Here is a 26736-nt window from a genome sequence, read left to right as displayed (position 1 = left end):
CTGATAATTTGGCGATATTTTCGGCTTCGTAGATGTGAATCTGATAGAATATCGCCTTTTGTTTTGTTCTGAATTTGTTCATGAATGCTGTTGTTGTGGCGATTGCTGTGATGTTTTTACTATCACTAGCACGCGTTTCTGTCGTATTGACATTAGTGGTCTCTGCCATTGTTGGTGGTCTTGTCGCGGGTTTAAGTCTTTCTCAAACAGTGGAAGCTTTTAATGCTGGTCTGGGTGATGGAGCCGAAGTTGCTCTCGCTTATGCTGTATTAGGTGCATTTGCACTCGCTCTCTCTAAATCGGGTTTACCCGACCTGCTTGCTCATAAACTTATTGGTCTGTTGGGAATGGAAGCGGGGAAAAGCCGTGAAACCAAAGTAAAATATTTACTCTTAGGTATTTTACTTATTGCTGCCATTTTCTCTCAAAACCTCATACCGGTTCATATCGCGTTTATTCCTGTACTGGTGCCGCCATTATTACGAGTCATGAATCATTTAAAACTAGACCGCCGTGCAGCAGCTTGTGTCCTGACTTTAGGTTTAGTAGGTACTTATATTTTTCTACCCGTTGGCTTTGGTGCGATTTTCCTTGAACAAATTTTGATGGGGAATATCAACAAAATCGGTGCTGCTTATGGCTTGCATGTAGAACGTGGGATGATGCCAATTGGCATGGCTATTCCAGTTTTAGGTATGGTTTTAGGTACTTTAGTTGCAGTATTTATTAGTTACCGTAAGCCAAGAATTTATGCGGACCGTGCCATTACCCCTGTAGCTACCATTGATTTAGACAAACCTCTGCGTGCAACAGCGCAAGATGAAACAATAGATCTAAAAGCAGATGCAGAAGAACTTAAACACGAAGCAGAGCAAGGCCCTGTAATTGCGAAAAAAACAATTTTTATGGCTTTGCTCGCGATTGGTCTTACCTTAGTTGCACAGCTTTATTCCGGCTCAATGATTTTGGGTGGTTTAGTAGGCTTTGCGGTTCTGTCTACAGCCGGCATTTTTAAATGGCAAGATGCAGATGATGTCTTTGTACAAGGCATGCGAATGATGGCTCTAGTAGGCTTTATTATGATCTCTGCCGCCGGTTTCGCTTCAGTCATGACGCATACAGGAGATATCAATCAACTGGTTAAAGGGGTGGTTGAAATCATTGGTGATAATCGTGCGCTTGCGGCTTTCTTAATGCTGAGTATTGGTTTATTTGTCACGATTGGTATTGGTTCATCTTTTTCAAGTGTGCCTGTTTTAGCAGTTATTTATGTACCTTTATGTGTACAGTTTGGTTTTTCGCCATTAGCGACAATTGCATTGATTGGTACAGCGGCGGCTTTAGGTGATGCTGGATCTCCAGCTTCCGATTCTACCTTAGGACCAACAGCTGGTTTAGGGGTCGATGGACAACATGACCATATTTGGGATACCGTCATTCCAACATTTATCCACTTTAATATTCCATTGTTAGTTTTTGGTTGGATTGCAGCCATGGTTTTATAAGTTTTTTATAATATATTAAATTAAAACCTTCTTAATAATTATCTTAAGATAAGCATTAAGAAGGTTTTTTTATGCTCTAAATAAAATATGTATTTAAAATAAATTATATTAAAATACTCGGAATTTAAAGTATATTAAAAAGGTTGGTTATATAAAATAATTCTGATTAATTGAGTTGGAATAAAAACCAATTAAAATAGTTGGTTAATATATATTTTTATTTAAAACAGTTATTTAAAAATAAATATAAAAATAATTTTATAATGGGTGTTGCATCAATTTAAAATAAATGTTTATTATAAATATAAATAAGGTTGGAGATATTAACGTGTTCAAAAAAGCTTTGATTATTGCATTAATGGGGATGTCTTCATTTACTTTTGCTGGTAATTGGCAAGTAAAATTTGGGGGTAGTGTTATTGCTCCATCTGACGATACAACAACTGCTTTAGGTGTAGTAAAAGCTGATCATGAATATGCATTTACACCATCAGTTGAATACTTTTTTGGTGAATCACCTTTTTCGGCAGAATTATTATTAGCAGCGCCGGTTAATCATGATGTTTTATTAGACGGTAAAAATGTAGCACGTATTAAACAATTACCTCCGACAATTACCGCAAAATATCATTTTAAAAACTCAACTCGTTTCACACCGTATATTGGTATCGGGGCGACAGCATTTATTCCTTGGGATGAGCAAGGTGTTGCTGACAAAGTAAAAGAAGATTTTGGTGTAGCTGGACAAGTTGGTTTTAACTTCCAACCTGCTGATGCGAAAAATTGGGGTGTATTTGTAGATGTTCGCTATGCGGATATTAGCCCAGAAGTTACTTTAACAAATGGTGCTAAATTTGACTTGGATATTAATCCGTTTGTTTACACTTTAGGTTATAGCTATAAATTTTAAGCATAATAATAAATAGAAAAAATATAATAACAAACCTAGACTCAGGCACCTCACATAGATTTTATGTGAGGTTTTTTATTTTATTGCTCTCACTAAAAAAAGCATAAAACAGACAGTTTTATACATATTCTTTTGATCTTTATTTTTAAACTATTTTTTATATCTTTAAAGGAATAACATCATGAATAGAAAATTTGCCATAGGTCTAGCACTTTTTAGTGGCATCACTCTTGCTCATAATGTACAGGCTGCTAGTTTTTCCTGTAATGCTGCAAAAACTAAGACTGAGCTGAGTATTTGCAAAAATCGTTCTTTAAATGATGCTGATGTCAAAATGGCAACAACATATCAAATTGTTTTACATGCATTGCCAATGGGTGGCCGTGATAATCAAAAAGATACACAGCAGCAGTGGTTAAAAAAAAGAAATGCTTGTGCAGCTAATGTAAGTTGTATTTCTAAAGCTTATCAGCAGAGACAACAACAATTGGACTCTATCTTGCAAGATAGGGTACTAAGTCATGGTCCGTTTTAATTAAAGAAAAATTTTTTAATATTCAGGATTGAAAAATTGTAGAAGTACTCCATTCATAAAGCATTCGAGAACAAACAAACTTCAAAATTTAAGGAGTGATTTATGAGTGAACAAGCATCACAAAATTATAGTTTCCAAGCAGAAGTAGCCCAGCTTTTACATTTAGTGACGCATTCTCTCTATTCGAACCCTGAAATTTTCTTACGTGAACTTATCTCTAATGCATCTGATGCATGTGATAAGTTGCGTTTTGAAGGAATTAATCATCCTGAATATTATGAAAATGATCCGGACTTACATGTACGCATCAGCTTAAACAAAGAAGATAAAACTTTAACGATTTCTGATAACGGTATTGGATTAAGCCAACAAGAAGCAATTGATAACTTGGGTACTATTGCAAAATCAGGTACTAAAGACTTCATGTCAAAATTAACGGGCGACCAGAAAGCGGATGCTCAGTTGATTGGTCAGTTTGGTGTTGGTTTCTACTCAGGTTTTATTGTTGCCGATAAAATTACAGTTGAATCACGCCGCGCAGGTCTCGATGCTTCTGAAGGGGTGCGTTGGATCAGCGGTGGCACAGGTGAGTTTGAAGTTCAGCAAATTGATAAAGCTTCACGCGGTACTGACATTATTCTTCACCTGCGTGATGACGCGCTTGATTATTTAGAGTCTTATAAAGTTAAGCAAATCGTTAATAAATACTCTGACCACATTAGCTTGCCAATTGAAATGCAAAAAGAAGTTTGGCAGGAAGAGGAGGTTGCTGAAGGTGAAGAGCCTAAAGGCGGCCAAATGGTCAAGACTGATGAATGGGAAGCGATTAACTCTGCAAGTGCTTTATGGACACGCAACAAGAGTGAAGTGACTGAAGAGCAATATGTTGAGTTCTATAAAAACTTAACTCATGACTTCGAAGCACCACTGGCTTGGGCACACAACCGTGTTGAAGGTAGCACCGAATATACCCAATTACTTTATATTCCAAGTAAAGCGCCACATGACATTTTTACACGTGAAGCAAAAGCGGGAATTAAGCTGTATGTAAAACGTGTTTTCATTATGGATGACGCGGATAATTTAATTCCAAACTATTTACGCTTTGTTCAAGGTGTCGTGGACAGCGCCGATTTACCGCTTAATGTGAGCCGTGAGTTGTTGCAAGAAAGCCGTGATGTTAAAACAATTCGTGAAGGTAACGCACGCCGTGTACTCACTTTGCTTGATGGTTTGGCTAAATCAGAAGATGAAAAAGACCAAGAAAAATTCAAGACCTTCTACACTGAGTTTGGCTCAGTACTTAAAGAAGGCTTGGGCGAAGACTTTGGTAATCGCGAACGTATTTTAAAATTATTACGTTATGCAACTTCAACAAATGATGAAGTGGTAACTTCTTTTGCAGACTATAAAGCGCGCATGAAAGAAGGCCAAAAAGCCATTTATTATGTTACTGCTGACAGCTTAGCTGCTGCTAAAAACTCTCCACAGCTAGAGTTGTTTAAGAAAAAAGGCATTGAAGTATTGTTAATGGCAGAGCGTGTTGATGAGTGGGCAATGAACTTTGTTCATGAGTTTGACGGTACGCCATTAAAGAATGTATCTAAAGGCGCTGTTGATTTAGGTGACTTGCAAGATGCAGAAGAGAAAAAGGCACTAGAGCAAGCGGCTGAACAGTTTAAACCTGTTGTTGAGAAATTAAGTGACTCGTTGAAGGCTAAAACCAAAGAAGTTCGTGTAACGACCCGTTTGGTAGATTCTCCGGCATGTTTAGTGACTAGTGAAGGTGAGTTGTCTCCTCAACTTATTCGTATGCTGAAACAAGCGGGACAAGCTGTACCTGAAATCAAGCCAATTTTAGAAATTAACCCTGAGCATCCTTTAGTGAAAAAACTTGAAGGTTCAGAACAGTTTGATGACTTGGCAAACGTGATTTTTGATCAGGCTGTGATTGCAGAAGGTGGTTTACCAGAAGACCCGGCAGCTTATGTGAAGCGTATTAATAGCTTATTGTTGAAATAATATTTGATGTAAAAAAAGCCTCTGAACTGTCAGAGGCTTTTTTGTGGATAAAGAAAGAGTTATCCACAACTTGATGATTTTTGGTTAAAAATTAGCTTCTAAATTCATTTGGACACTAAGCTGATGTTTCGGGTCATCATCAATATGATTAAAAAAATTAAGATCATTTTGCATAAAAATCCAATCTCGCCATACGGGCTGGCGCCATGAAATATAAGGTCCCCAACTATTTACCCGCATGTCATTTTTGGTATATACACCGCCACTATAAATGCCGTAAGTCAGGCTATTATCTTTTACGAACTCAAATTGTTGAAAAGTCCAATTGCCCCAGTTGTATTCTTCATTTTCACTCTTATTCACATTAAATTTGTTAGCGAACAGGGTGTTGTCTTGCATCTTTTGCGTTAAGTTTAGCGTGGTTTCAGTATAGTTTCGGCTGGTTGAGCCATAGCGAAAGACTTGTTCGGTATCTATGCTAATGTTATGTCTTAAATTCCATTTTTTTTTGGCAAGAAATTGTACATAAACATCACTTTCTGAATTTGAGCCTAAATCAAGATTATTTTCGAAAGGCATCCATGTTGAAATCGTATCCCAGCTTGCAGTAATTGGGTTGCTGATCGAAATATGGGGTGTTGAAGCTTTCTTCTTTTTCTTACCCAAGGTTTTATAAGGTTGTTTGTGCTGGGTTGCACGGTTCCACAGCGTATCATTTCCAAACACGGCCATCAGATCCTGAATGAGTGCTGCATCTGAATCATTATTATTTTCTACTTCACATGGTGAATTTCCGAAAGTTACAGAATGACTTTTGCTTTTTATGAATAGGCTCGACGGATGTAGGGAGCGTCTCGTGGAGCGTTGATGCTTTAAGGACGTAGAGAAAAGCTGTGTATGAGGGATTAAAACCAACATACCTAAACTATAAATACAAAGTAGAGCTTTAGATTTATATTCAAATGACAAAGAAGAGAATTGATTCATTTTTCTGAAAATCAGGAATCAAAAGTTAGCTCAGTATTGTAAGGGAAAAAGCTTAAATTTTTATTTAAAAGTATTTTATTATTCATCACCTTGGAGATAACCTCCAAGGTGATCTTGCTCAATTAGAAAAGTGCTTCTAAACGTAAGAATGTGCTGACAAAATGGTTACGGTCTTCACGGTGGTCATTAAAGTAGTTGACGTCACCTTGTACAAAGAACCACTCACGTAAGAGCGGCTGACGCCATGATACAAATGGTCCCCAACTGTTTAAGCGTAAATCGTTGTCGTTGTAATAGCCACCTGTGTAAATACCATAGTTAAAACGGTTATTTGCAAAGAAACTATGTTCACGGAAAACTCGGTTTTCCCATGTTAAATCATCATCTTGATCGTCGGCATAAGTTAGGCTGAACTGATTTGATAAGATGGGTTGATTTGGACGAGCATGGGTGAGTTCCAAATTGGTACGTAAATAATTTTCACTATGAATGCCATAGCGATAAATTTCTTCAGCATAAAACTTAAAGTCATTACGGAGTTGCCAATCTCTTGATGCTTTTAAGCGAACATACACGTCGTCTCCAGAACGAATACCTAAGTCGGCATCTGTTTCAAACGGCAGTTTTTTAGAGAAATTTGACCAACGTAATGCGATTGAGCTGTTGTCATCTCGTGTTCGTTTAGTATCAAGTTTCTTATTTGAATCTTGATTTGGGTTCTGGTTAATATTGGCTGGACTATTATTAAATTCGTTATCTAAAGAGTCATCACCAAATACTACGCTTAAGCGTTTTTCTAGCGTCGGGAGTTTAATTTTACCGCGTATTCTTGGCTTAATTTCAAAGTTATCATATTCGTTCCAATAGTTATCAATCATGACTCGAATGGTAGCCGAAGCAGGCTTTTGAGGGTCGACTTCACCAAACCAGTTATCAATTTTTTCCGAAGTGTGATCGGCCCAATTTCGAATTTTCTTTTGCTTACGGTCAAACCAGGTCTGGTCTTCGGTCTGCTCGGTAGGTGGAACAATTGGTTGGTTGGACTGCTCCGGAAAAATCGTTGGAGTGGCATCAATCCACCTTGGAATTTGATCTAAAAGATTTTCATCTTTATTTTCTTCGGTTTGCACTCCAGATGACGAACCATTGACTTGTTGAGTTGAAGAAGAATTTACTTCTGCATGAGCCATGCATATAGAACCAAATCCCAATGTTACAAGTGCAAAAAGCTGCCGATACGTAATAACGTGAAATGTTTTCATATCTATCTTTATGTTTTGTTGTTATTGCCACTTTTGTTGATTTTTCTAATAAAATCAAGAGGACGACACAAAAGTTAAGTAAATTTAACTTTTCTTACATATTTGAAATAACTTAAAAAGTTTAAGCTATTAGCGAGAATTTTTAAGCAAAAAAAATCCCCCAAACTAGGGGGATTTTAGATCAAGGAAACTTCAAATTCCGATCATTAAACACATAAAAAACAGAACATTACAGCGCGAATATTCTAAGTGGCAATCATAAACGCATTTTAAGCAATTGAATAGTTCTTTTTTTAGAACGCTCTATTGCTAAAACGATGATAAAACATACGATTTGTTCACACTTTGCAATTAAGACTGTTTATTTTGTGGAATATCACATGTTTCATCATTACAAACAGCAGCATCATCTTGCTCGATTTCTTCAGCATTTGCCTTGAGCTGTGCTTGTTCTAAGACTTGTAAAAACACTTCACGAGGTTGTGCGCCTGCAAGCGCAATTCTTTGATCAAATACAAAGAATGGTACGCCTGTTACATTAAGTTGCTCATGCGCAATCTTTTCGTCATGACGAACAAAGTCAGCCAATTCATTTGTATCGAGTACATATTCAACTTCGGCATTATCTAGGCCAATACGAGAAGCGATTTCTTCTACGACTTCGCGTTCGCCAATAGCTAAACCTTCAGTCATATAAGCGTGAAAAAAGGCTTCTTTTGCTTCGTTACCTAAGCCTTTACTTTGAGCTAGGTGAATAATACGGTGAGCGTTAAAGCTATTGCCTGAGTTGGCTTTTTGCCATTGGAAGTCGATTCCTTCAGAGGCAGCCATGGCCGCAATGTTGCGCTCCATTTCTTCCATCTCTTCATAGGTACGACCATATTTTTTCGCTAAACGCTCAGTATTTGAAGTGTCGTGGGTCGCTGGCGCATTCGGATCTAACTCGAAACTATGCCAATGAATATCAAGTTCAATGCCAGCTTCAGCCGCGACATGCTCAAGGCGTTTTTTGCCGATGTAACAGAAAGGACAAACTACATCAGACCAGACATCAACACGCATGGGAGAATCTCATAAATTTTAATTACCCATCATAATAGGGATGATGTACAAGGATTTAAAGCATTGAATAGCGAATAGAGTGTTGCGTATTGTGAAATAAATGACATATAAAGAAGTAAGAGCTCTATTTCATAACTATAAAGAGCAAAACTATAAGAATGGAAATAGGAGGTGTGTATGCGCCGAATTTTGATTGCGATTGCAGGTTTGGTGGTAATTGCAGGTATTGTCTTTTTTTCCTATCAACATATTAAACAGCAACAAGCTAAAGACAGTAGCCAAATGTTCGATGTGGTGATGAATGAAAAAATGAGTGAACTTTATGAACAGGCTCAAGATTGGTCTAAACCTGTACAACTCGATATTCATGATAAACGGCTCGCAGGGCATTATAAGCAAGTCTCAGAATTTCTTTTAAGTTATTGGGTTCAAAATGTAAATGCGCGTAATGAATACTTAAGAGAATTAAAGGCTGCAAAATGGGATACTTTTTTAAATGTTGACCGTTTGGATATTGATAAAAAACAAAAATATGCTGAAACAGAAAAGATGTTGGCTGACGTTCGAAAAGCTTCAGATAAATACCAATCTGAATATGAAAAAATTCATAAAATCTTTCTCGCTAAAATACAGGAATTATCTGTTGATGCAGATACCAGACAACTTCTTGAAATGAAATTGGGAACTCAGCAAAAGACTGATCAAGACCATACGATTTTTATGATTGAGCTGCAAATTTTAGATGACGCAGAGCAAATGTTTAAACTTCTAAAAAACTATTCGTGGCAAAAGAAAGACCATATGATTCTTTTTCATGAAAATGCTCAAGTTAAAAAATTTAACGAGCTTTACCAACATGTCTTAAAGCTTAATGCAAAAATTGAAAGTATTAAGAAAAAGAACGTGGCTGCTTTAGAAAATGAGTTAGAAGAATAATTACAGCATGAGCATCAATCATGATGTATTGGTGTTCTCAGCTTTGCCTTTTATCAAGAAAGATTGTAATAAACTTTGAGAAGTTTGTAGTTTGTTTAACTGCTCCGATACATGCATCAGCTCTGTTTGTAGCTTTTCTTGAACAATAGGGCAAAGCGTAAATACCCTTTCATCTAAATCAAAACATGGTAATAACACTTGGATATCTTTTAGCGTCATACCAGCATCATTTAATATTTTAATTTTCTTAATATTTTCAATATCTTTTTGCGTATAACTTCGATAGTTATTACTTGCTCGATGCGGTTGTATTAGCCCTAAACTTTCATAATAACGCAGCATACGCGGACTAACTTTTGTAAGCTCAGCGACTTTAGCTAGGTTCATAAAATAGGCTTGACCTTAACAGTGGTGTCATAGTTTAGCATGTTTTTATCTTTCAAAATGGTACTTGTTCAATGATCAGAAAACTCATTTTATTGGTGTTATTTGGATTAATGTCATTTGCTGCAAATACCAAAACACTGGAACATCAGGAGAAGAACATGCGTCAAATATTTGTACTTCACGGTTATTCGGCTTCTATACATGATCACTGGTTCTTGGATCTAAAACATCAAATAGAAGACGAAAATACCTCTGTTACTTTAATACCATTTCCAGATTCTGAGCATCCCAATGTAGATGCTTGGCAGAAGGTTTTAGATGAACAGATACCAGAGGTTAATGAAAATACTTATTTTGTGGCACATAGTTTGGGTGTCATTACCTTACTGCACTTTTTGCAAAGACATGATTATAAAAATATTGGAGGAATGATTTTAGTATCCGGATTCTCTGGACCAATTGCAGATTCTTCCCCTCTCACAGCTTATATAACAAAGAGCAAAGTCGACACCAATTATTTTAAGAGCATAAAGAAAAAGTTGGTGTATTTATCTGATAATGATGATTTGGTTCCACCACACTTAACGATTCAATTGGCTAAGGATATTGATGCGCCGTACATTACTGTTCCTAATGGCGGGCACTTTTTAGGTCGGGAAGGTTATACGGCATTTCCTCAATTGGTCGACTCTTTAAAAGAAATGTTAGAGAATAAATAAAATCTATAAGATAAATCTCACCCTATAAATGGTTATAACTCATTTATAGGGTGGTTTTTCTATTCAGCTTTTTATTAAGAAAGTCCCTTACTATTACATTAAAAATTTTAATTATATTTACCGTTTATCTGAGCCTTACTGAATCAAAAAGCAGTTTGTTGTAGCCTATTTATAGAGACCTTTATTTGAATCTTCATCTTTTGATTGAAATAGGGTGACTGATTTTTTGGAGCTAGTTATGAACTTTCTAAAACAATCAGCTTTAATCGCTGCATTTGCTTTTATGGGTTTACCAACTGTTCAGGCAGAAGAAGTAACGACTTTACCCACTATTCGCGTTATGGCTGAATCTGAGCTACGTGATGAGGTGGGCTTTGTGCCGTTTCAAGAAGATAAGAAGGTACGCCAAGCACTACAACACCATGAATATAAAATACATAACGATATACAGAATGCTTTAGTCCCAGAAGGGATGACGACCATAGATTATCAGCCCGTTATGGCGCAGCCTGATCTCTCACAACTTTCTCCATTTTTACGAGAATATATTCTAGCGGTAGCGGGCGGGATTCAGTCTTCTGACCCAACCAATGGTCTTTTTGAAATGTTAAAACCGTTGAACATTAACCGAAGTAATGTCGATGCTTATCGTGAAGGTACGATGAAAGTAAATTTAGATGATATTTTGAAATTACAGCAACAAATCCAAGATGGTTTAAAAGGCCGATAAAATAAAAATCCCCGCATTGAGCGGGGATTTTTTTATCTTGGTGTTAATTAAACACGTTCGATAATGGTTGCAATACCTTGACCAAGGCCGATACACATAGTCGCAAGACCGATTTGAGTATCTTGTTGTTCCATCACGTTCAACAACGTAGTTGTAATACGTGCACCAGAACAGCCTAGTGGGTGACCAAGTGCGATTGCACCACCATTTAAGTTCACGATGTCTTGTTTGTCATACAGACCTAAGCCCTTAAGAACAGACAAGCCTTGTGCAGCAAATGCTTCATTTAACTCAACAGTCTGAATATCAGCAATTGATAAGCCAGCACGCTTAAGCGCTTTTTGAGTCGCTGGAACTGGGCCGTAACCCATGATTGCTGCGTCACAGCCTGCTACTGCCATAGAGCGAATTACAGCACGTGGTTTTAAACCTAATGCTTGTGCACGTTCAGCAGACATAAGCAACATTGCAGAAGCACCGTCAGAAAGAGCAGAAGAAGTTGCTGCTGTTACTGAACCACCTTTAGGGTCAAATACAGGTTTTAATGCTTTGAATGCTTCAAGGTTTGCATCTGGACGAATCACTTCGTCGATGTCGCAAAGGATTTTGAAACCATTTGCATCGTGGCCTTCAACACCAACGATTTCATTTTTGAAACGACCTTCCTGAGTTGCAGCCCAAGCACGGCGGTGAGATTCAACACCGAACGCATCTTGTTCTTCACGAGTAATGCCGTTCATACGACCTAACATTTCAGCAGTTAAGCCCATCATGTTAGATGCTTTTGCATAGTGTTTAGATGCTTCTGGGTTAAGGTCGATGCCGTGCATCATACCTACATGGCCCATGTGCTCTACACCACCAATAATGAAGATGTCACCTTGGTTAGTCGCAATTTGTGCTGCGGCAGTGTGGATTGCCTGCATAGATGAACCACAAAGACGGTTCACTGTTTGACCAGCAACAGTTTTAGGCAAGTCAGCCAATAAACCGATGTTACGGCCAATGTTCATACCTTGTTCTAGAGTCTGGTTTACACAGCCCCAGATCAGGTCTTCAACTTCGTTTACATCAAACTGGTTACGGGCAACGAGCGCACGTACAAGTTCAGCAGATAAACTGTCGGCACGTACATTACGGAACATACCGTTTTTAGATTTGCCCATGGCAGAACGAACGCCATCAACAATCACAACGTCACGTGGATTTAAAGTAGCCATTCACGTCGCTCCTTAACCGTAGAATTTTTTATTGTTAGCAGCCATGTCGCGCAACATTTGCGGCGCTTCATAAGCCTTACCTAAGTGTGCATATTTATCGCAAAGTGCAACGTATTCAGCAACACCTGTTTGGTCGATGTAACGGCATGGACCACCACGGAATGGAGGGAAACCTACACCCATAATCATTGCCATGTCTGCTTCAGATGCAGTTGCTACAATCTTGTCTTCCAAGCAACGAACTGTTTCGTTACAGAAAGCAAGCATCATACGGTCAATGATTTCTTGGTTATCAAATTCGCGTTTTTCGCCAGTTACGAACGGAGCAATCACTTCATACGCTGTTGGATCAACAGTTTTTGCTTTCTTACCTTTCTTGTCGAGTTCGTATTTGTAGAAACCTACGTCATTCTTTTGACCAAGACGCTTCGCTTCATACATTGCTTGGATTGCGCCTTTGTAGTCTGGCTTCATACGGTCAGGGAAACCTTCAGCCATTACTTCTGCACCATGCACACCTGTATCAATACCTACAACATCGATCAGGTAAGCAGGGCCCATTGGCCAACCAAACTTAGACATTACATTGTCGATTTGTTGGAAATCTGCGCCGTCTTTTACAAGAAGGTCAAATGCACCGAAGTAAGGGAACAATACACGGTTAACCAAGAACCCTGGGCAGTCGTTTACAACGATTGGTGTTTTACCCATTTTTTGAGCAAGAACGACTGTCGTTGCAATTGCTTCTTCAGAAGTCTTTTCACCACGAATAACTTCTACAAGCGGCATCATGTGAACTGGGTTGAAGAAGTGCATACCAACGAAGTTTTCAGGACGTTGTAATGCTTTTGCCAAACGTGTAATTGAAATTGTAGAAGTATTAGAAGCAATGATCGTGTTTTCACGAACATTTTTCTCAGTTTCTGCAAGTACGATTTCTTTAACTTTTGGATTTTCAGTTACCGCTTCGATCACGATGTCGACTTCTTTAAACTCTTCGTAGCTTAAAGTAGGACGGATGCGAGCAAGCGTTTCACCCATTTGTGCAGGCTTCATTTTCTTGCGTTCAACTTGCTTAGTTAACAAGTTGTTAGCTTCTGACATACCTAGTGCAAGTTGTGGGTTACCAATATCTTTCATGATAATTGGAGTGCCTTTGCTTGCTGCTTGGTAAGCAATACCACCACCCATAATACCTGCACCTAGAACAGCCGCTTGGTTTACAGGGTGAGCACCTTTTTCATGTTGTTTAGATGCCTTTTTCACAACTTGGTCATTGATGAATAGACCAATCAATGCGCCAGCTTGTGGAGTAATTGCTGCTTTAGCAAAGCCTTCAGCTTCAGCTTTTAATGCTTCATCACGTGCAAGGCTTGCACCAGCTTGTAATGAATCAAGTAATAGTTTTGGAGCAGGGTATTGAGCAGGATTTGCTTTAGCAAGTACTGCACCTTTTGCTGTGTTGAACGCCATCATTTGTTCAAGCGGATTCAATTTTACAGCTTCAAGTTTTTCTTGGCGTTTTGCTTTCCAGTTTAAACGACCAGAAATTGCTTGTTTAACCAAGTCAGTTGCAGCATCAAGTAATTTGTCAGCAGCAACCACAGCATCTACAGCGCCATCTTTAAGTGCAGCAGCCGGTTTCTTTGGAGTAGCCATTGCCATCCATTCAACTGCATTATCAATACCAATAAGACGGCTTAAACGAACACTACCACCGAAACCAGGGTAAATACCGAGTTTGATTTCTGGTAAACCGACTTGTGCAGCTTCTGACATCACGCGATAGTCACAAACTAAACACATTTCAAAACCACCGCCCAAAGCCATACCATTAATAGCAGCAACTTTTGGAAGGTCTAAATCTTCAAAGCTATTGAAGATTTCGTGAACAGGCATAAGCCAGTCAACAATCGCTTTTTCGCCTTGTGCGAAGTTTTCACCAAACTCGGTAATATCTGCACCTACAATAAATGTAGATTTACCAGAAGTTACGACTAAGCCTTTAATATCGTTATTAGCTTTTACAGCCGCGATAGCAGCTTTGAAATCTTCAATTGTTGCACGGTTAAATTTATTGACCGACTCACCTTGTAAGTCAAAGCGGAATTCTGCAATTCCGTCCGCAAGCATTTGGACGGTAATGGCATTGCCAGCGTGGATCATGCCTGATCTCCTTAGTTTTGGAGGATTTCTAAGTTGATGTTATGAAGCGTGTGTACAGCTCCGGTACACATTTATGCTTCGCTAATCTTACGATAACTATATCTAAAAAGAACCCGACAAGTTGTATCAAGCCGTGACGCAAGGGTCATCTTATTTTTTGTTGAATTCATACCACTTAAATGCATAAAGAAAATCATAGAGATAGCTATTGGTTAGAGGTTTTTGTTTTAATTTAAGTTTTTAATTATAAAAAGTATAAATCTTTAATTCTTTATATAAAAAATGTGAATTTTATTCCTTTCACTTCGTGTCAAAAAGGTCAATTGTTCTGGTGTAAGGACTGAAAAAACCGACTATAAAGTCACAATTTTCTAATGAATTAGAACCACAAAAATTTACGTACTATTTTTTATATTAAAGTACTTAATGTTCCGAAATATGCTGTTTAATTTTTTACATTCGCTTTTTATAAGTCAATTTTGCTAAAATTTGCGCCAATTAAATATTCTTCTGGCTACTATTACCTTCGAAAATTAAGGTAATGTTGCCCTAAACTTTTGAAAGAGTAGCAATATGATTAAGTGGATCGTATTAGCGATTTTTGTAATATCTGCATTGTATATCCAACATCGCGGCAAAGTGCGTCACTCGTTTTATCGTCAATTTTTTGACCATTCAACCTTGCTCGCACCGATTAACTTTTTAATGTACATCTTTTCAAAGGTACCGAATCAGCCCTATATCGATACTCAACACTTCAAAGATTTAAAAGTGTTAGATGAAAATTGGGAAATGATTCGAGACGAAGCGAAAGCTTTATATGACCAAGGTGGGATTAAAGCATCGAGTACCTACAATGACTTAGGGTTTAACTCGTTCTTTAAAACAGGATGGAAACGTTTTTACCTCAAGTGGTATGAATCAAGCCATCCTTCAGCTGCTGAGCTTTGCCCGAAAACAACGGCTTTACTCAAAACATTACCAACCATTAAAGCGGCAATGTTTACAGAACTTGCTCCTGATAGCCGTTTGGTTAGACACCGTGACCCGTACGCAGGTTCACTTCGTTATCACTTGGGTTTAATTACACCAAATGATGACCGTTGTTTTATTGATGTAGATGGTGAAAGATACTCTTGGCGTGATGGTCAAAGTGTTGTATTTGATGAAACTTATATTCACTATGCTGAAAATAAGACTGATCAAAACCGTATTATTTTCTTTGCAGACGTTGAACGTCCGATGAAAGTGAAATGGATGGAACGTTTCAACCATTGGTTTGGCCGTAACGTGATGACTGCGGCAAGTTCACCGAATGAAACAGGTGACCAAACGGGTGGTTTAAATAAAGCCTTTGGTTATGTTTACCAAATTCGTATTAAAGCTAAAGCATTAAAAGCTAAAAACCGTAAGTTGTATTACTTCTTGAAGTGGTTCCTCATGCTTGGAATTTTCTTCCTGATTTTTGTTCGACCATATGTATTTTAATTAAAGCGCCCGAAATAAAAATTCTGCGTGATTGAACTAAGCCACACCTTCGAGTGTGGTTTTTTTGTGGAAAGTTTCTGAGAGGACTCTGTGCCACAACATACTTTAATTTTTTGCGCTGATTTAAAGTAATCAACCATTGTGACACAGAGATAAAGAGCTGAGCCAACGCTTAGCCCAGACTACTTTTGTCACACCGCTGCATGGTGCTTAAAAAAGTAGGGGCAAAGTCCCGTGGGAGAACAGGACTTTGCAAACTGACATGTTTAAGGCGTTGCATCATTTTCGGGGAATAAGCTTTTTCAAGTTGCTGGTAAATACAGTCACAACTGGCCTCGCTATGCCCACCTGACAAGCAAATTTTTTCAAACTCCTGCTGAGTGTGTAAATTGCAACCCGAAATACCCAAGCTACCTAGAACTAAACTAAAAGCTAAAATAGATTTATAAGTTTTCATATTATTCTCATAATGATTTATATCTATGAGTAGAATAAAAATATAATGGGTTTAAATGGTTAAAATAAATTTTAGTTAATAATTAATCCTCCTAAAAAACAGGAAAATAAAATGATTAAAATTTTTAAAATAAAAATAATTTATAGATATAAAAATAAGGCATAAAACCAAATTTTAAATAAATAAAATAATTAAATTAGAGAGAAAACAAGTTTGAATAATGGCATGGCCAACTCCTTAAAAAATGGAGTCCTACCACCAGATTACCGCGAATTAATTAGGGTGGTAGAACGAAAGGGGGTTAGCAGACTGGAATCTATGGGACCAGCACGCACAGGGCGTCCCCCTCCCGTCCTACCGCAAAGAAAAGGGGACGCAAGGGTCTAACGACTTATAGATTGTACTATAACCCGCCATAGATTACGGTCTGCTAAAACCGACTGGCAATGTAGGCCAGCAACGAAATAATAATAGTTAAAATGAAAAGCGTCAATTATTAAAAAGGATTTTTATTTAAAATAAATGTGATTTATTTTTATTAAATTTTTTTATTTTAAATATTATTTAGGGAAATATTTATAATATTTAAAATTTCTAATTAATCTGAAGTTTTATATAAGTGTTTGGTCGGTTGAAATGAATTTGATTGATTGGTTGTAGCTAAGTATTTTGCTTTTATAAGAGGATATCTTTTCCTCAATATTTATAGAAAGATTAAAGGGCCAGAAAAGGTATTTTTTTATAAAATAAAAACGATAAATTCATTTTGTGACTCATTTCACAGTGCTGGCAATTTGTTACAACTATTAAAAGCCAACGCATAATTTTGATTCTACAATTGCTCCGTTTTTTCGAAGACTGATTAGCGGAAGTAGGTTTCAAAATGGCTCATGCTCATCACGTAGCTCATGCACATGTTCACCATATTAAATTGAGAAAAGAAGAAAGTTCTCAGGGTGACTTAAAAACGAAAGCGATGTTACACAAAGCTTCTGCTGAGACTAAAAAGCATGGCCGAACAACTTCTAAAAGACATAAAGTAGAAGATCAAAACATTGATCTACATAAGTTCTCAAGCAAACTTGAAAGCATGTCAGCAAAGCACAGCAAAGAGAAATGTGCCAAGAATATCCGTATTGCTCTACAAGCAGCAGGTGCAGATGTTTCCAAGCATCCAGTAGCTGCATCTGACTGGGGACATACCTTAGAAAAGAACGGATATAAGAAAATCAAGCCGGCATTTAATCGCCCTCAAGAAGGGGATATCTATATTATTGAACGCACCAGTGGTCATACCTACGGACACATTGCTGGCTATACGGGTAATGGTTGGTTCTCAGATTTTCGTCAAAAAACCTATGCGGTATATAAAGAAAAAGACGTGAAATATAGTTACTATCGCCTCGATTCTTAAGGTAGTACGACACATATTGTCGGGCTAATTCATGATGTGTTTTCAAATTTAGGTTCTGCCACAGTAAAGCACTTGAAAAGTAAGGGTGAAAACATCACATTAGGTATTCAATATTAAGCCATGTATGCCAATAGTGAATCAAAACGCTCGTCCCCATATTGAAAAAATTTTAGCTAACCTGACCCAACTTCCAGGCGTTTATAAGATGCTAGGGAAAGAGGGAGAGTTGTTATATGTGGGTAAAGCTAAAAACCTAAAAAATCGGGTATCGAGTTATTTTGTTAAAACTATTGAGCATCCGAAAACTCAGGCTTTAGTTGCACGAATTTATGATATTGAAACGCTCGTTACGCGTTCAGAAACTGAAGCGCTGCTTTTAGAACAAAACTTAATTAAGCAACATCGTCCGCCTTATAACATTATGCTGCGTGACGATAAGTCATACGTCTATATCTTTGTATCGGCAGATAAACCTTATCCGCGAATTGCCAGTGGACGTGGCAAAGGTAAGCACCAAATCGGGAAGTTCTTTGGCCCGTATCCAAGCGCTTATAGTGCTCGAGATACCTTACTGGTTTTACAAAAACTTTTTAATGTGCGCCAATGTGAAAATACTTACTTCTCACAGCGCAAGCGTCCATGTTTGCAATATCAAATCAAACGTTGCTCGGCCCCATGTGTAGGCTTAGTCTCACCAGAAGATTACAAAGAAGACGTCAATAACAGTATTCGCTTCTTACAAGGTGATACCAAAGAATTAAACCAAGAACTGATTGCGAAAATGGAGCAGGCAGCGGCAGATCTTGAATTTGAAAAAGCTGTTTTTTATCGAGATCGTTTGTCTTTACTTCGCGAAGTACAAGCACAGCAAGCTGTTTTCAAAGTGAAAGGTGAGGCGGATATTTTAGCCATTGCCTATCAGGCTGGTGTGACATGTGTGCAGATTATGCATGTGCGTAATGGTCGTATGTTAGGCGGCAAAAGTTATTTCCCTGATATGTTAGGGGATGACCTCGGGCAAATGCTAAGTGACTTTATGGCAAACTTTTACTTTCAGGTTGCCGATGAAGTCCCAAGCGAACTGATTGTAAATACTGCTTTACCTGACCGTAAAGAATTGGAAGAAGCCTTAGCACAGCAGTTTGGAAAGAAAGTTCAAATTAAGAGTAATGTACGAGAAACACGTGCTGAATGGTTAGAACTTGCCGAAATGAATGTTCAGCATGCGATTAAAGGACAGTTGAGTAATCATTTAGAACTTAATGAGCGTTTCCACCAGCTTGAGCAGGTAGTTGGCCGTCCGATCGATCGTATTGAGTGTTTTGATATTAGCCATACCATGGGTGAAGCACCGATTGCATCGTGTGTGGTGTTTGACCAAGGCGGTGCACGTAAACGGGATTATCGACAATTTGCCATTCAAGATATTACCGCAGGCGATGATTACGCTGCGATGCGACAAGCTTTAACACGTCGTTATAAAAAGGCAATGTTGCCGGATTTACTTTTAATTGATGGTGGTAAAGGCCAGCTCCATATGGCCATGGAAGTTATGCAAGATCTTGGACTTGATGCTTTCATGATTGGTGTTTCAAAAGGTGAGGGACGTAAACCGGGCCTTGAAACGCTTCATTTTACTGATGGCACAAAAATCCAGTTACCTGAAGATAACAAGGCACTACATTTGATTCAACAGGTACGTGATGAAGCTCACCGTTTTGCCATTACTAAACACCGCGCTAAACGCGATAAACGCCGTAGTACTTCAGTTTTAGAAGCAATTCCGGGCCTAGGACCTAAACGCCGTCGAGATTTATTAACACATTTTGGTGGAATTCAAGGTGTGTTAAAAGCATCTGAAAAAGAACTGACAGTCGTGCCGGGCTTGGGTGAAGTGATGGCAAGAACGATTTATAAAATTTTGCATGAGTAGTCATGTCTTATTTATGTGAGTGACAAAAGCGCTCGTAAATTAATAGCTGAATGATCATTCACATACCATTCAAAATAATGAAAGATATTTCCTTATCACGCGCATGATTTAGGGATAGGAATGTCGTTATTACAACTATGGGAAGATGTAAAACAAAATGAATGGATTGATATACCCGCAGGATGGTTACAGGGCCGCACCGTTTTTGGTGGCCTTGTTGCTGGATTATTAATGCAAAAGGCATGTTCCTATATTCAAGATTCAAATAAAAGGTTATTAAGTTGTAGTGTTACTTTTGTAGGCCCTGTACAACAAGGCGCTGCCCGATTGACTATTGAAGTTTTAAGAGAAGGAAAGTCAGTCACTACGCTTGAAGCGCGGTTATGGCAAGATAATGCAGTACAAACGATTTTGGTTGCAAGTTTTGGCGTGTCTCGTGTGTCGAGTATTGAGGTAAAACAAGAACCCATAGCACCTGCTTATGTACAACCAGAAAATTTAACCGTCATTCCTTTTGCGAAACATATGCCGGAATGCTTTCAGCATTTTGAAGTCTGTTGGGCTGAGGGTAATTATCCGGTAACGGCAAGTGGGCATCCTGACTTTGGTGGTTGGTCAAGGTTCTCACCAGAACAACATGAAAATCGTCAAATGACATTACCTGATTTGATTGTGCTTATGGATATTTGGCCGCCGGGTGTATTGCCAATGTTTAAGCAAGTTGCGCCAGCAAGCTCTTTAACATGGCACATTACTTATGTTCATCCAGTTCAGCATCAGTTGTGCGACTGGTTTAAATATAAAGTCACGACTGAATATGCGGCTGAGGGTTATTCCACAGAATATGCATATCTTTGGGATCAAAATGATCATTTAATTGCAATCTTGCGGCAAACTGTTACGGTATTTACCTAAGTAATCTACTTTCTCGATTCACATATTTCGTATAAAGTGGCTGTTACAGATAGATACAATATTGAAGTATGTGTCGTTGTCTGTTAAAAGATGCGTGAAGACTAAATTGGCGGTGTTTATGACCACAGGGCGAATCCTGAATATCCCAAATATCCTAACTTTGGCGCGTATCGCGCTTATTCCTGTATTTTTGGTGATTGCATATTGGCCGCCTGCAATAGGTATTGGTGAGCACGTAGGAAGTATGACGCGTCATATTATCTTGACGGCTATTTTTGTGCTGGCTGCCGTAACTGACTGGTTTGATGGCTACTTAGCACGAACTTTGAACCAGACTTCAGCATTTGGCCGATTCTTAGACCCAGTTGCAGACAAACTTATGGTGGCAGCTGCACTTATTGTTTTAGTGCAGTGGAAACCGACAATTGCGATGGCTTTTGCTGCAATTGTTATTATTTCACGGGAAATTACCGTGTCTGCTTTACGTGAGTGGATGGCAGAGCTCGGTGCACGAACCAGTGTAGCAGTGTCAACTGTAGGTAAATATAAGACCGCATTTCAAATGATTGCGATTAGTGTATTTCTACTGAATTGGCAGCCTTTAGAAATGCTGGCTTATGCTTTGTTATATACCGCTGTGATTCTCACTTTATGGTCAATGTTTATTTATTTAAAAGCAGCGTGGCCATATCTAAAACAACCCTAATGTCAGGTTGAATGATTAAGCCTTTCTATAACGAAAGGCTTTTTTTATTTTTGAAGAGTGCAAGAATCGGGTCGTCATAAGACTTTGGCTACTTTAAAGTAAGATTAAGTGCTAAGGAGGTGACAGATGCAAATGCTTTCTTCTCGGCAATTTGCTGTGATTGCCACAATTATTGAATATTTATATGAACATCTAGACCAGCAACCAAGCTTAGAAGATGTCGCTAAATATATGGATTTAAGTCCAAGTTATATCCAGCGGCAGTTTCAGGAATGGGTAGGCATTAGCCCTAAAAAGTTTGTGCAATATATGAGCTTGCAGCAGGCAAAGTATTATTTAATACAGCAACGTAGCTTATTAGATACTGCTTTAAATACTGGACTATCGGGTACGGGTCGTTTACATGATTTGTTTATTCAGCTTGAGGGGATGACCCCAGGTGAATACAAGCAGCAAGGTGATGGGGTTGAACTGAATTATTCAGTTGAAACAAGCCCATTTGGTGATTTATTAGTAGTAAGTAGTGAGAAAGGGATTTGTTCTGTTCGCTTTGTTGATAGTCGTGAAAATATTCAAGACATCATTAAACAATACTTTCCGAAAGCTCAACTAAGAAATCACTCTCCGATTTGGCATCAGCAAATTGCACAGTGGTTTAGACAAGATTTTTCAGAACACTTACAGCAGAAATTACCGCTTAATCTTGCAGGAACACCATTTCAGCTTCAAGTGTGGGAAGCATTACTTACTATTCCCGAAGGACAGCTACGTACTTACCAAGATATTGCTGATCAAATTGGAAAACCTAAAGCAGTCAGAGCAGTCGCTACGGCAATTGGCCAAAATCCGATTGCGTATTTAATTCCGTGTCATCGAGTCATTCGTGCAACAGGAATGGTCGGTGAGTACCATTGGCAAAAAGGGCGTAAACTGGCATTGTTAGCTTGGGAAATGGCTAAGCAGCAAGGGGAGATTGCATGACACTAGATTTATTTTCTCCGGAGCCTTGTTCAAACTTATTGCCTTATGAAGGTGAGGTTCAGGATTATGGATGTATTTTAAGTACGGAAGAAGCCGAACAATATTTTCATTATTTGTACCACCATTTGGCATGGCGACATGATGAAGCGAAGCTATATGGCAAGCACTTTATTACACCCCGCAAGGTTGCTTGGTATGGAGATGAGCATTATCGATATAAATATTCTGGTGTTTTCCGTGATTCTTTGCCGTGGGACAGAGCACTTGCCAAGCTAAAGCAGCAAGTCGAGCAGATTCTTTCAGAAAAATTTAACTCTTGCTTGGCAAATCTTTATGAAGACGGAACACAAGGTATGGCTTGGCATAGTGATTCGGATGTGTCTTTAGCTAGAACTACTACAATTGCTTCTTTAAGTTTTGGAGCAACACGGAAGTTCTCTTTTAGACATATTCAAACCAAGGAAAAAGTTGAGATGTGGTTACAACCGGGTCAACTTATTGTGATGCGTGGTGAGACTCAACAATATTGGCAACACCGTTTAAATCGTTCTACAAAGATTTTACAACCGCGTATTAATCTGACATTCCGTCAGTTCAAATTTTCATAAGTTTTATACTAAAAATTGGGCAAGAAAAAAGCCCATGATGGCAGCATGAGCTTATTCCTCTGAGGGAGAGCCTTCTATTGATGAGCTGCTGATGAAAAGAATCATCAATAGGTGCTAAAATCATAATATGAGAATATTTGGATATTTTCAATGCTTCAAAGTGTAAGAAAACTTTAAATTATCAAAAATATTATTTTAGATCTCGCCTTTTTCGGAAAGTTCCATAAAGCGCTGTTCTATTAAGGCAGCATTTTCTTGCAAAATTTCAATGAGTTTTTCAATATTTAAAAAATCAAAGCGATTTTTTGATGCGACTAGTGTTAAAGCTAATGGAACTTCTTTACTTGAAAAACGAACGGGTACAGCAAGTCCTGAAACATTCGGGTCAATCTCACCTTGTGAGAAATAGAAGCCTTGTTTTTTTATTTTACGCATACGTTGAATAAAGCTAGGTTCATCCAGAGCAAAACCTGACTGTGATAACTCATGTTGAAAACGTTGATAATAGTCATGCATGCGCTGTTTACTTAAATGTGACACCATTGTTTTTGGTGATGCTCCAACATAGATCGGACGCGGGCAACCTCGGCCATATGAAAGTAGCTCTGTATCTTTAAAAATCTCATGATGAATATCAATACAGTAGTCATCATTTAAATAGGTGAGTAAACAGCAAAGTTCAGTGCGTTCAACAATGTTACGCATAAACGGCGTACTGATTTGAACTAATGGATCGGTTGTTCTGGATACATAGTCAAGAACTGCTATTTTTGAGCCTAAAGTGTAATCGCCAGAAGTACCATTAATACGTTTTAATAAGTCGGCTGATACGAGTTCTTTCAGATAACGATAGCTGGTCGGTTTAGACAAGCCAAGTTCTTCGCAAATAATATCGACATTAATCACTGGTCGTGAAACGGAAAATAAATCCAGTACGGTTAAAATTTTGCCAAAACTTGAAATTGCCATGATGTCTTATTCGTATCCTTAATAAATGGGTCACACTTGAGTTCTTATAACAGAAAAATTGAAGCTTTGTCTCAATTCCAAGATAACTACCTGATTTAAATATTTTACGCTCAGAATCAGAAAAGTTCTCTTGATTCACACATCATATATGATTAACTAAAAACATATCAAATTATCAAATAAAGATATTTTAGTTGACTAAATCACTTTATTTTGAAAAAATTGTGCAGCAAAATATCTAATCGAGAAATTGGTTTACTCTGCCGACTTTTTCGATGTCTCTCCTTTCCTAAGCTTGGTCGTATAAATAGCGGCCAAACTGAAATCATCTCGGTACATCATGCAGAGATGTAGGAAAAATCATTGTATTGAAGGATGCTCTCATTAACTCATTTGTCTATAAGGCAAATGACAAAGTCGTGTTGTCTTTTTAAAAGGCAAATGGACACTGATGAGCATGCTCATCAGTTCAAATCTGTATTTGAGATGAGTTCATGTTATTAAAGCAAATACTGGCTTTCCGCCCGAGTAAGCTGGATCTAATTTTTGCAATAAAGACATTTATTGCCGGCATGTTGGCATTATTTGTTTCGTTTGAATTAGACCTGATTAATCCAATGTGGTCGATCGGTACCGTCCTGATTATCGCCAACCCTTATTCGGGTATGGTGTCGTCTAAGTGTGTCTATCGTGTTTTAGGTACGGTGGGTGGTGCCATTGTTGCATTAACAATAACACCTCACTTGATTAATACGCCGTGGATATTTACGGTTGTGTTGTCACTATGGGTGGGCTTTGCGCTTTATGTATCCTTACTCGACCGGACACCTCGCAGTTATGCATTTATGTTGGCGGGTTATTCAACTGCAATGATTGCATATAACGCGATTACATATATTGATCAGTACAATATTTTTGATATTGCTTTGGCGCGTGTACTCGAGATTTCAATTGGGGTGATTTCGAGTGCGGTTGTGTCCGCAACTATTTTGCCGATGCATATTGGTTCGGCAATCAAACAGCGTGTAACTAAGACACTCAAAGATACAGAGAACCTATTTGCTAATTTGTTAAATGCAGACCATCAGCAAAACAATACACAGCTTTTGGCTGCTATTACTCGTGATACCACCGATATTCATGCTTTAGCAGTTCACTTGAGCTATGAAAAAGGTGAGTTGCATGGCATGACCAAACCTTTGCAAGAAATGCTCCATCAAATGTCGATGGTGGTTGCGAACTTGGTTGCCTTATCTGAACGAATTAAACAACTGCAAGAACTCAATTTTATTGAAAGTCATTCAGACAAATTAAAGCAGCTTTCAGGTCATGTGATTCATTTTCTTGAACAAAAAGATCAGATGTCTGATGAAAATATTCTGCAGTTACCTGACGAGTTTGAAAATGATTTTTTGAACTTAAATGACTCGGCTTCTGAACATCAACAAGTGCTATTGGCTGCCATGAAAATGGATGTCCGCCATTTCATTAGTAATGTTCTAGCTGTGAAAGTTTTATGGCAACGCATTAAGCAGGGTAATAAAGAGATTCCAGATAACATTACCCCAATGACGACTAAATATCCAAGTTTGCACCGAGATCATGGCGTAGCCGTCAGAGGCGGTATTAGTGCGGTACTCATTACATTTATTGTGACTGGTGTGTGGATTCTCTCTGGCTGGAAAGCTGGATTTATGATGGCACAGATTGGTGCAGTAACTGCTTGTATTTTAACGGCCTTAGATAACCCTGTTCCTGTCTTGCGTATTTTTATATGGGGCAGTGTGGCTTCGGCTGTTTTAGTGTTTATTTATGCTTTTGGTGTTTTTCCTCATGTCACTACATTTTGGGAACTTGGACTCGTTTTGTTGCCGATGTTCTTATTTGCGGTTTCTATGATGGCGAATCAAGCACTCATGCCAGTGGGAATGGTGCTGGGTATTAACACCATGATGGGTCTGAACTTGCACAATGCTTACAGCATGGATGCAGTGTCTTACCTAGACAGCTCATTTGGTATGGTTATGGGCGTATTGGTGTCTCTCATTGTGATAGATGTGGTACGTGCCATGTCACCCGATACCAGTGCAAACCGTATTTTAGCTTTACATTATCGCGCGATGCGTCAAGCGATTTATATACCTTATGGCATTGAATTCAAAGTACATTTGCGGGCGATGTTAGACCGTGTTGGTGTTTTAAATACCAAAATGGTTCAGTCAGAAGAGATTAAAAAATCGATTCATCAAGCATTGGTTGAATCAAGTGCGATTGTCGATTTAAGCCGACTTCAAGAGTTAGCAAATCAATTTCAGCCATCTTCAGAACTAGCTCATCACATTGGCCGTTTGCAACAAGATTTAGATGAGCTGTTTAGAGCCAAAGAAAATGAAAAAGATGAAAGTGATGTATTGGTACAGCACATTCATCAGACCTTGTTTGAACTTAAACAACTTGCTTCACATATTGAAGATATGACTTTGCGTCAAAGATTATTTATTTCGCTAAATAATATTGCTTATAGCATGTGTCATGTTTCATCAAACCAAATGAATGCAGATCGTACGCTTACAGGAGCCACAGCGCATGGGTGAGTTTAATGTCTACGGTATTTACCTGCCCGCTTTGCTCGTCCAAGCCTTATTTGCATATATATGTTTCCGCTTGTTAAGTCCTTTAACTAACAAATGGATTGCACAAGGCTGGATTGCACTACCCAGCATTTTCAATTTGTGTTTTTACCTTTTACTACTTTTGGTGATACACCAAATTTTTGTTGGGTTAGGTGCTTAAAGATGATTGCCAGATTAAAGATTGAGTTAGG

Annotated in this window: 24 protein-coding genes; 16 read left to right on the top strand and 8 right to left on the bottom strand. The window is 38.3% G+C overall.

The genetic code is table 11. The features are described from left to right. The first annotated feature begins 80 nt into the window (after nucleotides 1-80). The 4 genes from F984_RS16845 (at nucleotide 81) to htpG (ending at nucleotide 4972) form a co-directional block, all read left to right on the top strand. Nucleotides 81-1505, top strand: coding sequence for a Na+/H+ antiporter family protein (locus F984_RS16845; protein WP_004710876.1), 1425 nt, complete (start codon nucleotides 81-83; stop codon nucleotides 1503-1505). 328 nt (nucleotides 1506-1833) lie between these two features. After that, nucleotides 1834-2415, top strand: a complete 582-nt coding sequence (locus tag F984_RS16840; protein WP_002156917.1) for an OmpW/AlkL family protein — start codon at nucleotides 1834-1836, stop codon at nucleotides 2413-2415. Nucleotides 2416-2596: 181 nt separating this feature from the next. Further along, nucleotides 2597-2950 (top strand): lysozyme inhibitor LprI family protein, encoded by a 354-nt coding sequence (locus F984_RS16835; RefSeq protein ID WP_004710875.1) that lies wholly within the window; start codon nucleotides 2597-2599, stop codon nucleotides 2948-2950. A gap of 102 nt (nucleotides 2951-3052) precedes the next feature. Continuing rightward, nucleotides 3053-4972 (top strand): molecular chaperone HtpG, encoded by a 1920-nt coding sequence (gene htpG, locus F984_RS16830; RefSeq protein WP_004710874.1) that lies wholly within the window; start codon nucleotides 3053-3055, stop codon nucleotides 4970-4972. Nucleotides 4973-5056: 84 nt separating this feature from the next. Here the strand turns inward: htpG and F984_RS16825 are convergent, their stop codons facing one another. From F984_RS16825 to F984_RS16815, 3 genes are all read right to left on the bottom strand, one after another. Continuing rightward, entirely contained in the window at nucleotides 5057-5959 is a 903-nt protein-coding gene (locus F984_RS16825) for a hypothetical protein (protein ID WP_004710873.1), read from the bottom strand. A 122-nt stretch (nucleotides 5960-6081) separates the two neighbouring features. After that, nucleotides 6082-7221 (bottom strand): hypothetical protein, encoded by a 1140-nt coding sequence (locus tag F984_RS16820; protein WP_004710872.1) that lies wholly within the window; start codon nucleotides 7219-7221, stop codon nucleotides 6082-6084. A 351-nt stretch (nucleotides 7222-7572) separates the two neighbouring features. Continuing rightward, complete coding sequence (locus F984_RS16815) at nucleotides 7573-8283, bottom strand: DsbA family oxidoreductase (RefSeq protein WP_002156938.1); 711 nt, start codon at nucleotides 8281-8283, stop codon at nucleotides 7573-7575. 177 nt (nucleotides 8284-8460) lie between these two features. On the opposite strand from F984_RS16815, the gene F984_RS16810 reads away from it, so the two are divergent. Continuing rightward, a complete protein-coding gene (locus F984_RS16810; protein ID WP_004710870.1) occupies nucleotides 8461-9219 on the top strand; it encodes a hypothetical protein in 759 nt (252 codons plus the stop codon). 18 nt (nucleotides 9220-9237) lie between these two features. On the opposite strand, the gene F984_RS16805 is transcribed toward F984_RS16810, so the two are convergent. Next, the gene (locus F984_RS16805) at nucleotides 9238-9606 is read right to left on the bottom strand and encodes a MerR family transcriptional regulator (protein WP_004710868.1); all 369 of its coding nucleotides are present in this window, start codon (nucleotides 9604-9606) and stop codon (nucleotides 9238-9240) included. Between the two features lie 71 nt (nucleotides 9607-9677). Between F984_RS16805 and F984_RS16800 the strand changes: the two genes are divergently transcribed. After that, on the top strand, nucleotides 9678-10325 hold the full coding sequence (locus F984_RS16800) for an RBBP9/YdeN family alpha/beta hydrolase (protein ID WP_016804572.1): 648 nt from the start codon (nucleotides 9678-9680) through the stop codon (nucleotides 10323-10325). Nucleotides 10326-10563: 238 nt separating this feature from the next. Beyond that, on the top strand, nucleotides 10564-11055 hold the full coding sequence (locus F984_RS16795) for a hypothetical protein (protein WP_002156995.1): 492 nt from the start codon (nucleotides 10564-10566) through the stop codon (nucleotides 11053-11055). Between the two features lie 47 nt (nucleotides 11056-11102). Here the strand turns inward: F984_RS16795 and fadA are convergent, their stop codons facing one another. Continuing rightward, nucleotides 11103-12275: an acetyl-CoA C-acyltransferase FadA gene (gene fadA / locus F984_RS16790; RefSeq protein WP_002157046.1), complete on the bottom strand. Its 1173-nt coding sequence runs from the start codon at nucleotides 12273-12275 to the stop codon at nucleotides 11103-11105. A 12-nt stretch (nucleotides 12276-12287) separates the two neighbouring features. Beyond that, nucleotides 12288-14441, bottom strand: a complete 2154-nt coding sequence (gene fadB / locus F984_RS16785) for a fatty acid oxidation complex subunit alpha FadB (protein ID WP_004710860.1) — start codon at nucleotides 14439-14441, stop codon at nucleotides 12288-12290. Between the two features lie 573 nt (nucleotides 14442-15014). Here fadB and lpxO point away from each other — a divergent pair. Continuing rightward, nucleotides 15015-15929: a lipid A hydroxylase LpxO gene (gene lpxO / locus F984_RS16780; RefSeq protein ID WP_004699120.1), complete on the top strand. Its 915-nt coding sequence runs from the start codon at nucleotides 15015-15017 to the stop codon at nucleotides 15927-15929. Nucleotides 15930-16101: 172 nt separating this feature from the next. Here lpxO and F984_RS16775 read toward each other — a convergent pair whose 3' ends face one another. Further along, nucleotides 16102-16386 (bottom strand): hypothetical protein, encoded by a 285-nt coding sequence (locus F984_RS16775; RefSeq protein WP_004710859.1) that lies wholly within the window; start codon nucleotides 16384-16386, stop codon nucleotides 16102-16104. An 883-nt stretch (nucleotides 16387-17269) separates the two neighbouring features. Between F984_RS16775 and F984_RS16770 the strand changes: the two genes are divergently transcribed. The 6 genes from F984_RS16770 to F984_RS16745 all read left to right on the top strand — a co-directional run bounded on the left by F984_RS16770 (nucleotide 17270) and on the right by F984_RS16745 (nucleotide 22943). After that, nucleotides 17270-17800, top strand: a complete 531-nt coding sequence (locus F984_RS16770; RefSeq protein ID WP_004710856.1) for a CHAP domain-containing protein — start codon at nucleotides 17270-17272, stop codon at nucleotides 17798-17800. A gap of 133 nt (nucleotides 17801-17933) precedes the next feature. Continuing rightward, nucleotides 17934-19733: an excinuclease ABC subunit UvrC gene (uvrC, locus tag F984_RS16765; protein ID WP_031944813.1), complete on the top strand. Its 1800-nt coding sequence runs from the start codon at nucleotides 17934-17936 to the stop codon at nucleotides 19731-19733. 120 nt (nucleotides 19734-19853) lie between these two features. Next, nucleotides 19854-20648: a thioesterase family protein gene (locus F984_RS16760; RefSeq protein ID WP_004710852.1), complete on the top strand. Its 795-nt coding sequence runs from the start codon at nucleotides 19854-19856 to the stop codon at nucleotides 20646-20648. Between the two features lie 118 nt (nucleotides 20649-20766). Continuing rightward, nucleotides 20767-21354, top strand: a complete 588-nt coding sequence (pgsA, locus tag F984_RS16755) for a CDP-diacylglycerol--glycerol-3-phosphate 3-phosphatidyltransferase (RefSeq protein ID WP_002156973.1) — start codon at nucleotides 20767-20769, stop codon at nucleotides 21352-21354. Between the two features lie 126 nt (nucleotides 21355-21480). Beyond that, a complete protein-coding gene (locus F984_RS16750) occupies nucleotides 21481-22335 on the top strand; it encodes a methylated-DNA--[protein]-cysteine S-methyltransferase (protein WP_004710848.1) in 855 nt (284 codons plus the stop codon). Next, nucleotides 22332-22943, top strand: coding sequence for an alpha-ketoglutarate-dependent dioxygenase AlkB family protein (locus F984_RS16745; protein WP_002156920.1), 612 nt, complete (start codon nucleotides 22332-22334; stop codon nucleotides 22941-22943). Before F984_RS16750 ends, F984_RS16745 begins: the two co-directional genes overlap by 4 nt. Nucleotides 22944-23138: 195 nt before the next feature. On the opposite strand, the gene F984_RS16740 is transcribed toward F984_RS16745, so the two are convergent. Continuing rightward, nucleotides 23139-23912 (bottom strand): IclR family transcriptional regulator, encoded by a 774-nt coding sequence (locus tag F984_RS16740; RefSeq protein ID WP_002157015.1) that lies wholly within the window; start codon nucleotides 23910-23912, stop codon nucleotides 23139-23141. A 494-nt stretch (nucleotides 23913-24406) separates the two neighbouring features. On the opposite strand from F984_RS16740, the gene F984_RS16735 reads away from it, so the two are divergent. Then, nucleotides 24407-26506 (top strand): FUSC family protein, encoded by a 2100-nt coding sequence (locus F984_RS16735; protein ID WP_004710845.1) that lies wholly within the window; start codon nucleotides 24407-24409, stop codon nucleotides 26504-26506. Further along, nucleotides 26499-26705 carry a DUF1656 domain-containing protein gene (locus tag F984_RS16730; protein WP_002157017.1) on the top strand — a complete coding sequence of 69 codons (207 nt, stop codon included), beginning with the start codon at nucleotides 26499-26501 and terminating at the stop codon, nucleotides 26703-26705. The genes F984_RS16735 and F984_RS16730 overlap by 8 nt, the downstream gene beginning before the upstream one ends. Nucleotides 26706-26736: the final 31 nt, after the last annotated feature.

The organism is Acinetobacter nosocomialis NIPH 2119, from assembly GCF_000368085.1.
Taxonomy (GTDB): Bacteria; Pseudomonadota; Gammaproteobacteria; order Pseudomonadales; family Moraxellaceae; genus Acinetobacter; species Acinetobacter nosocomialis.
This window is presented reverse-complemented; position numbering and strand designations above follow the sequence as displayed.

What these genes read in the sequence shown, in the direction of transcription:
- F984_RS16750 (WP_004710848.1), top strand. Translation starts at nt 21,481, where the DNA reads ATGCAAATGCTTTCTTCTCGGCAATTTGCTGTGATTGCCACAATTATT.
- F984_RS16815 (WP_002156938.1), bottom strand. Translation starts at nt 8,283, where the DNA reads ATGCGTGTTGATGTCTGGTCTGATGTAGTTTGTCCTTTCTGTTACATC.
- fadB (WP_004710860.1), bottom strand. Translation starts at nt 14,441, where the DNA reads ATGATCCACGCTGGCAATGCCATTACCGTCCAAATGCTTGCGGACGGA.
- F984_RS16820 (WP_004710872.1), bottom strand. Translation starts at nt 7,221, where the DNA reads ATGAAAACATTTCACGTTATTACGTATCGGCAGCTTTTTGCACTTGTA.
- F984_RS16825 (WP_004710873.1), bottom strand. Translation starts at nt 5,959, where the DNA reads ATGAATCAATTCTCTTCTTTGTCATTTGAATATAAATCTAAAGCTCTA.
- htpG (WP_004710874.1), top strand. Translation starts at nt 3,053, where the DNA reads ATGAGTGAACAAGCATCACAAAATTATAGTTTCCAAGCAGAAGTAGCC.
- F984_RS16800 (WP_016804572.1), top strand. Translation starts at nt 9,678, where the DNA reads ATGATCAGAAAACTCATTTTATTGGTGTTATTTGGATTAATGTCATTT.
- F984_RS16740 (WP_002157015.1), bottom strand. Translation starts at nt 23,912, where the DNA reads ATGGCAATTTCAAGTTTTGGCAAAATTTTAACCGTACTGGATTTATTT.
- F984_RS16795 (WP_002156995.1), top strand. Translation starts at nt 10,564, where the DNA reads ATGAACTTTCTAAAACAATCAGCTTTAATCGCTGCATTTGCTTTTATG.
- F984_RS16845 (WP_004710876.1), top strand. Translation starts at nt 81, where the DNA reads ATGAATGCTGTTGTTGTGGCGATTGCTGTGATGTTTTTACTATCACTA.
- F984_RS16775 (WP_004710859.1), bottom strand. Translation starts at nt 16,386, where the DNA reads ATGAAAACTTATAAATCTATTTTAGCTTTTAGTTTAGTTCTAGGTAGC.
- F984_RS16745 (WP_002156920.1), top strand. Translation starts at nt 22,332, where the DNA reads ATGACACTAGATTTATTTTCTCCGGAGCCTTGTTCAAACTTATTGCCT.
- F984_RS16730 (WP_002157017.1), top strand. Translation starts at nt 26,499, where the DNA reads ATGGGTGAGTTTAATGTCTACGGTATTTACCTGCCCGCTTTGCTCGTC.
- F984_RS16810 (WP_004710870.1), top strand. Translation starts at nt 8,461, where the DNA reads ATGCGCCGAATTTTGATTGCGATTGCAGGTTTGGTGGTAATTGCAGGT.
- F984_RS16805 (WP_004710868.1), bottom strand. Translation starts at nt 9,606, where the DNA reads ATGAACCTAGCTAAAGTCGCTGAGCTTACAAAAGTTAGTCCGCGTATG.
- F984_RS16760 (WP_004710852.1), top strand. Translation starts at nt 19,854, where the DNA reads ATGTCGTTATTACAACTATGGGAAGATGTAAAACAAAATGAATGGATT.
- pgsA (WP_002156973.1), top strand. Translation starts at nt 20,767, where the DNA reads ATGACCACAGGGCGAATCCTGAATATCCCAAATATCCTAACTTTGGCG.
- F984_RS16835 (WP_004710875.1), top strand. Translation starts at nt 2,597, where the DNA reads ATGAATAGAAAATTTGCCATAGGTCTAGCACTTTTTAGTGGCATCACT.
- fadA (WP_002157046.1), bottom strand. Translation starts at nt 12,275, where the DNA reads ATGGCTACTTTAAATCCACGTGACGTTGTGATTGTTGATGGCGTTCGT.
- F984_RS16770 (WP_004710856.1), top strand. Translation starts at nt 17,270, where the DNA reads ATGGCTCATGCTCATCACGTAGCTCATGCACATGTTCACCATATTAAA.
- lpxO (WP_004699120.1), top strand. Translation starts at nt 15,015, where the DNA reads ATGATTAAGTGGATCGTATTAGCGATTTTTGTAATATCTGCATTGTAT.
- F984_RS16735 (WP_004710845.1), top strand. Translation starts at nt 24,407, where the DNA reads ATGTTATTAAAGCAAATACTGGCTTTCCGCCCGAGTAAGCTGGATCTA.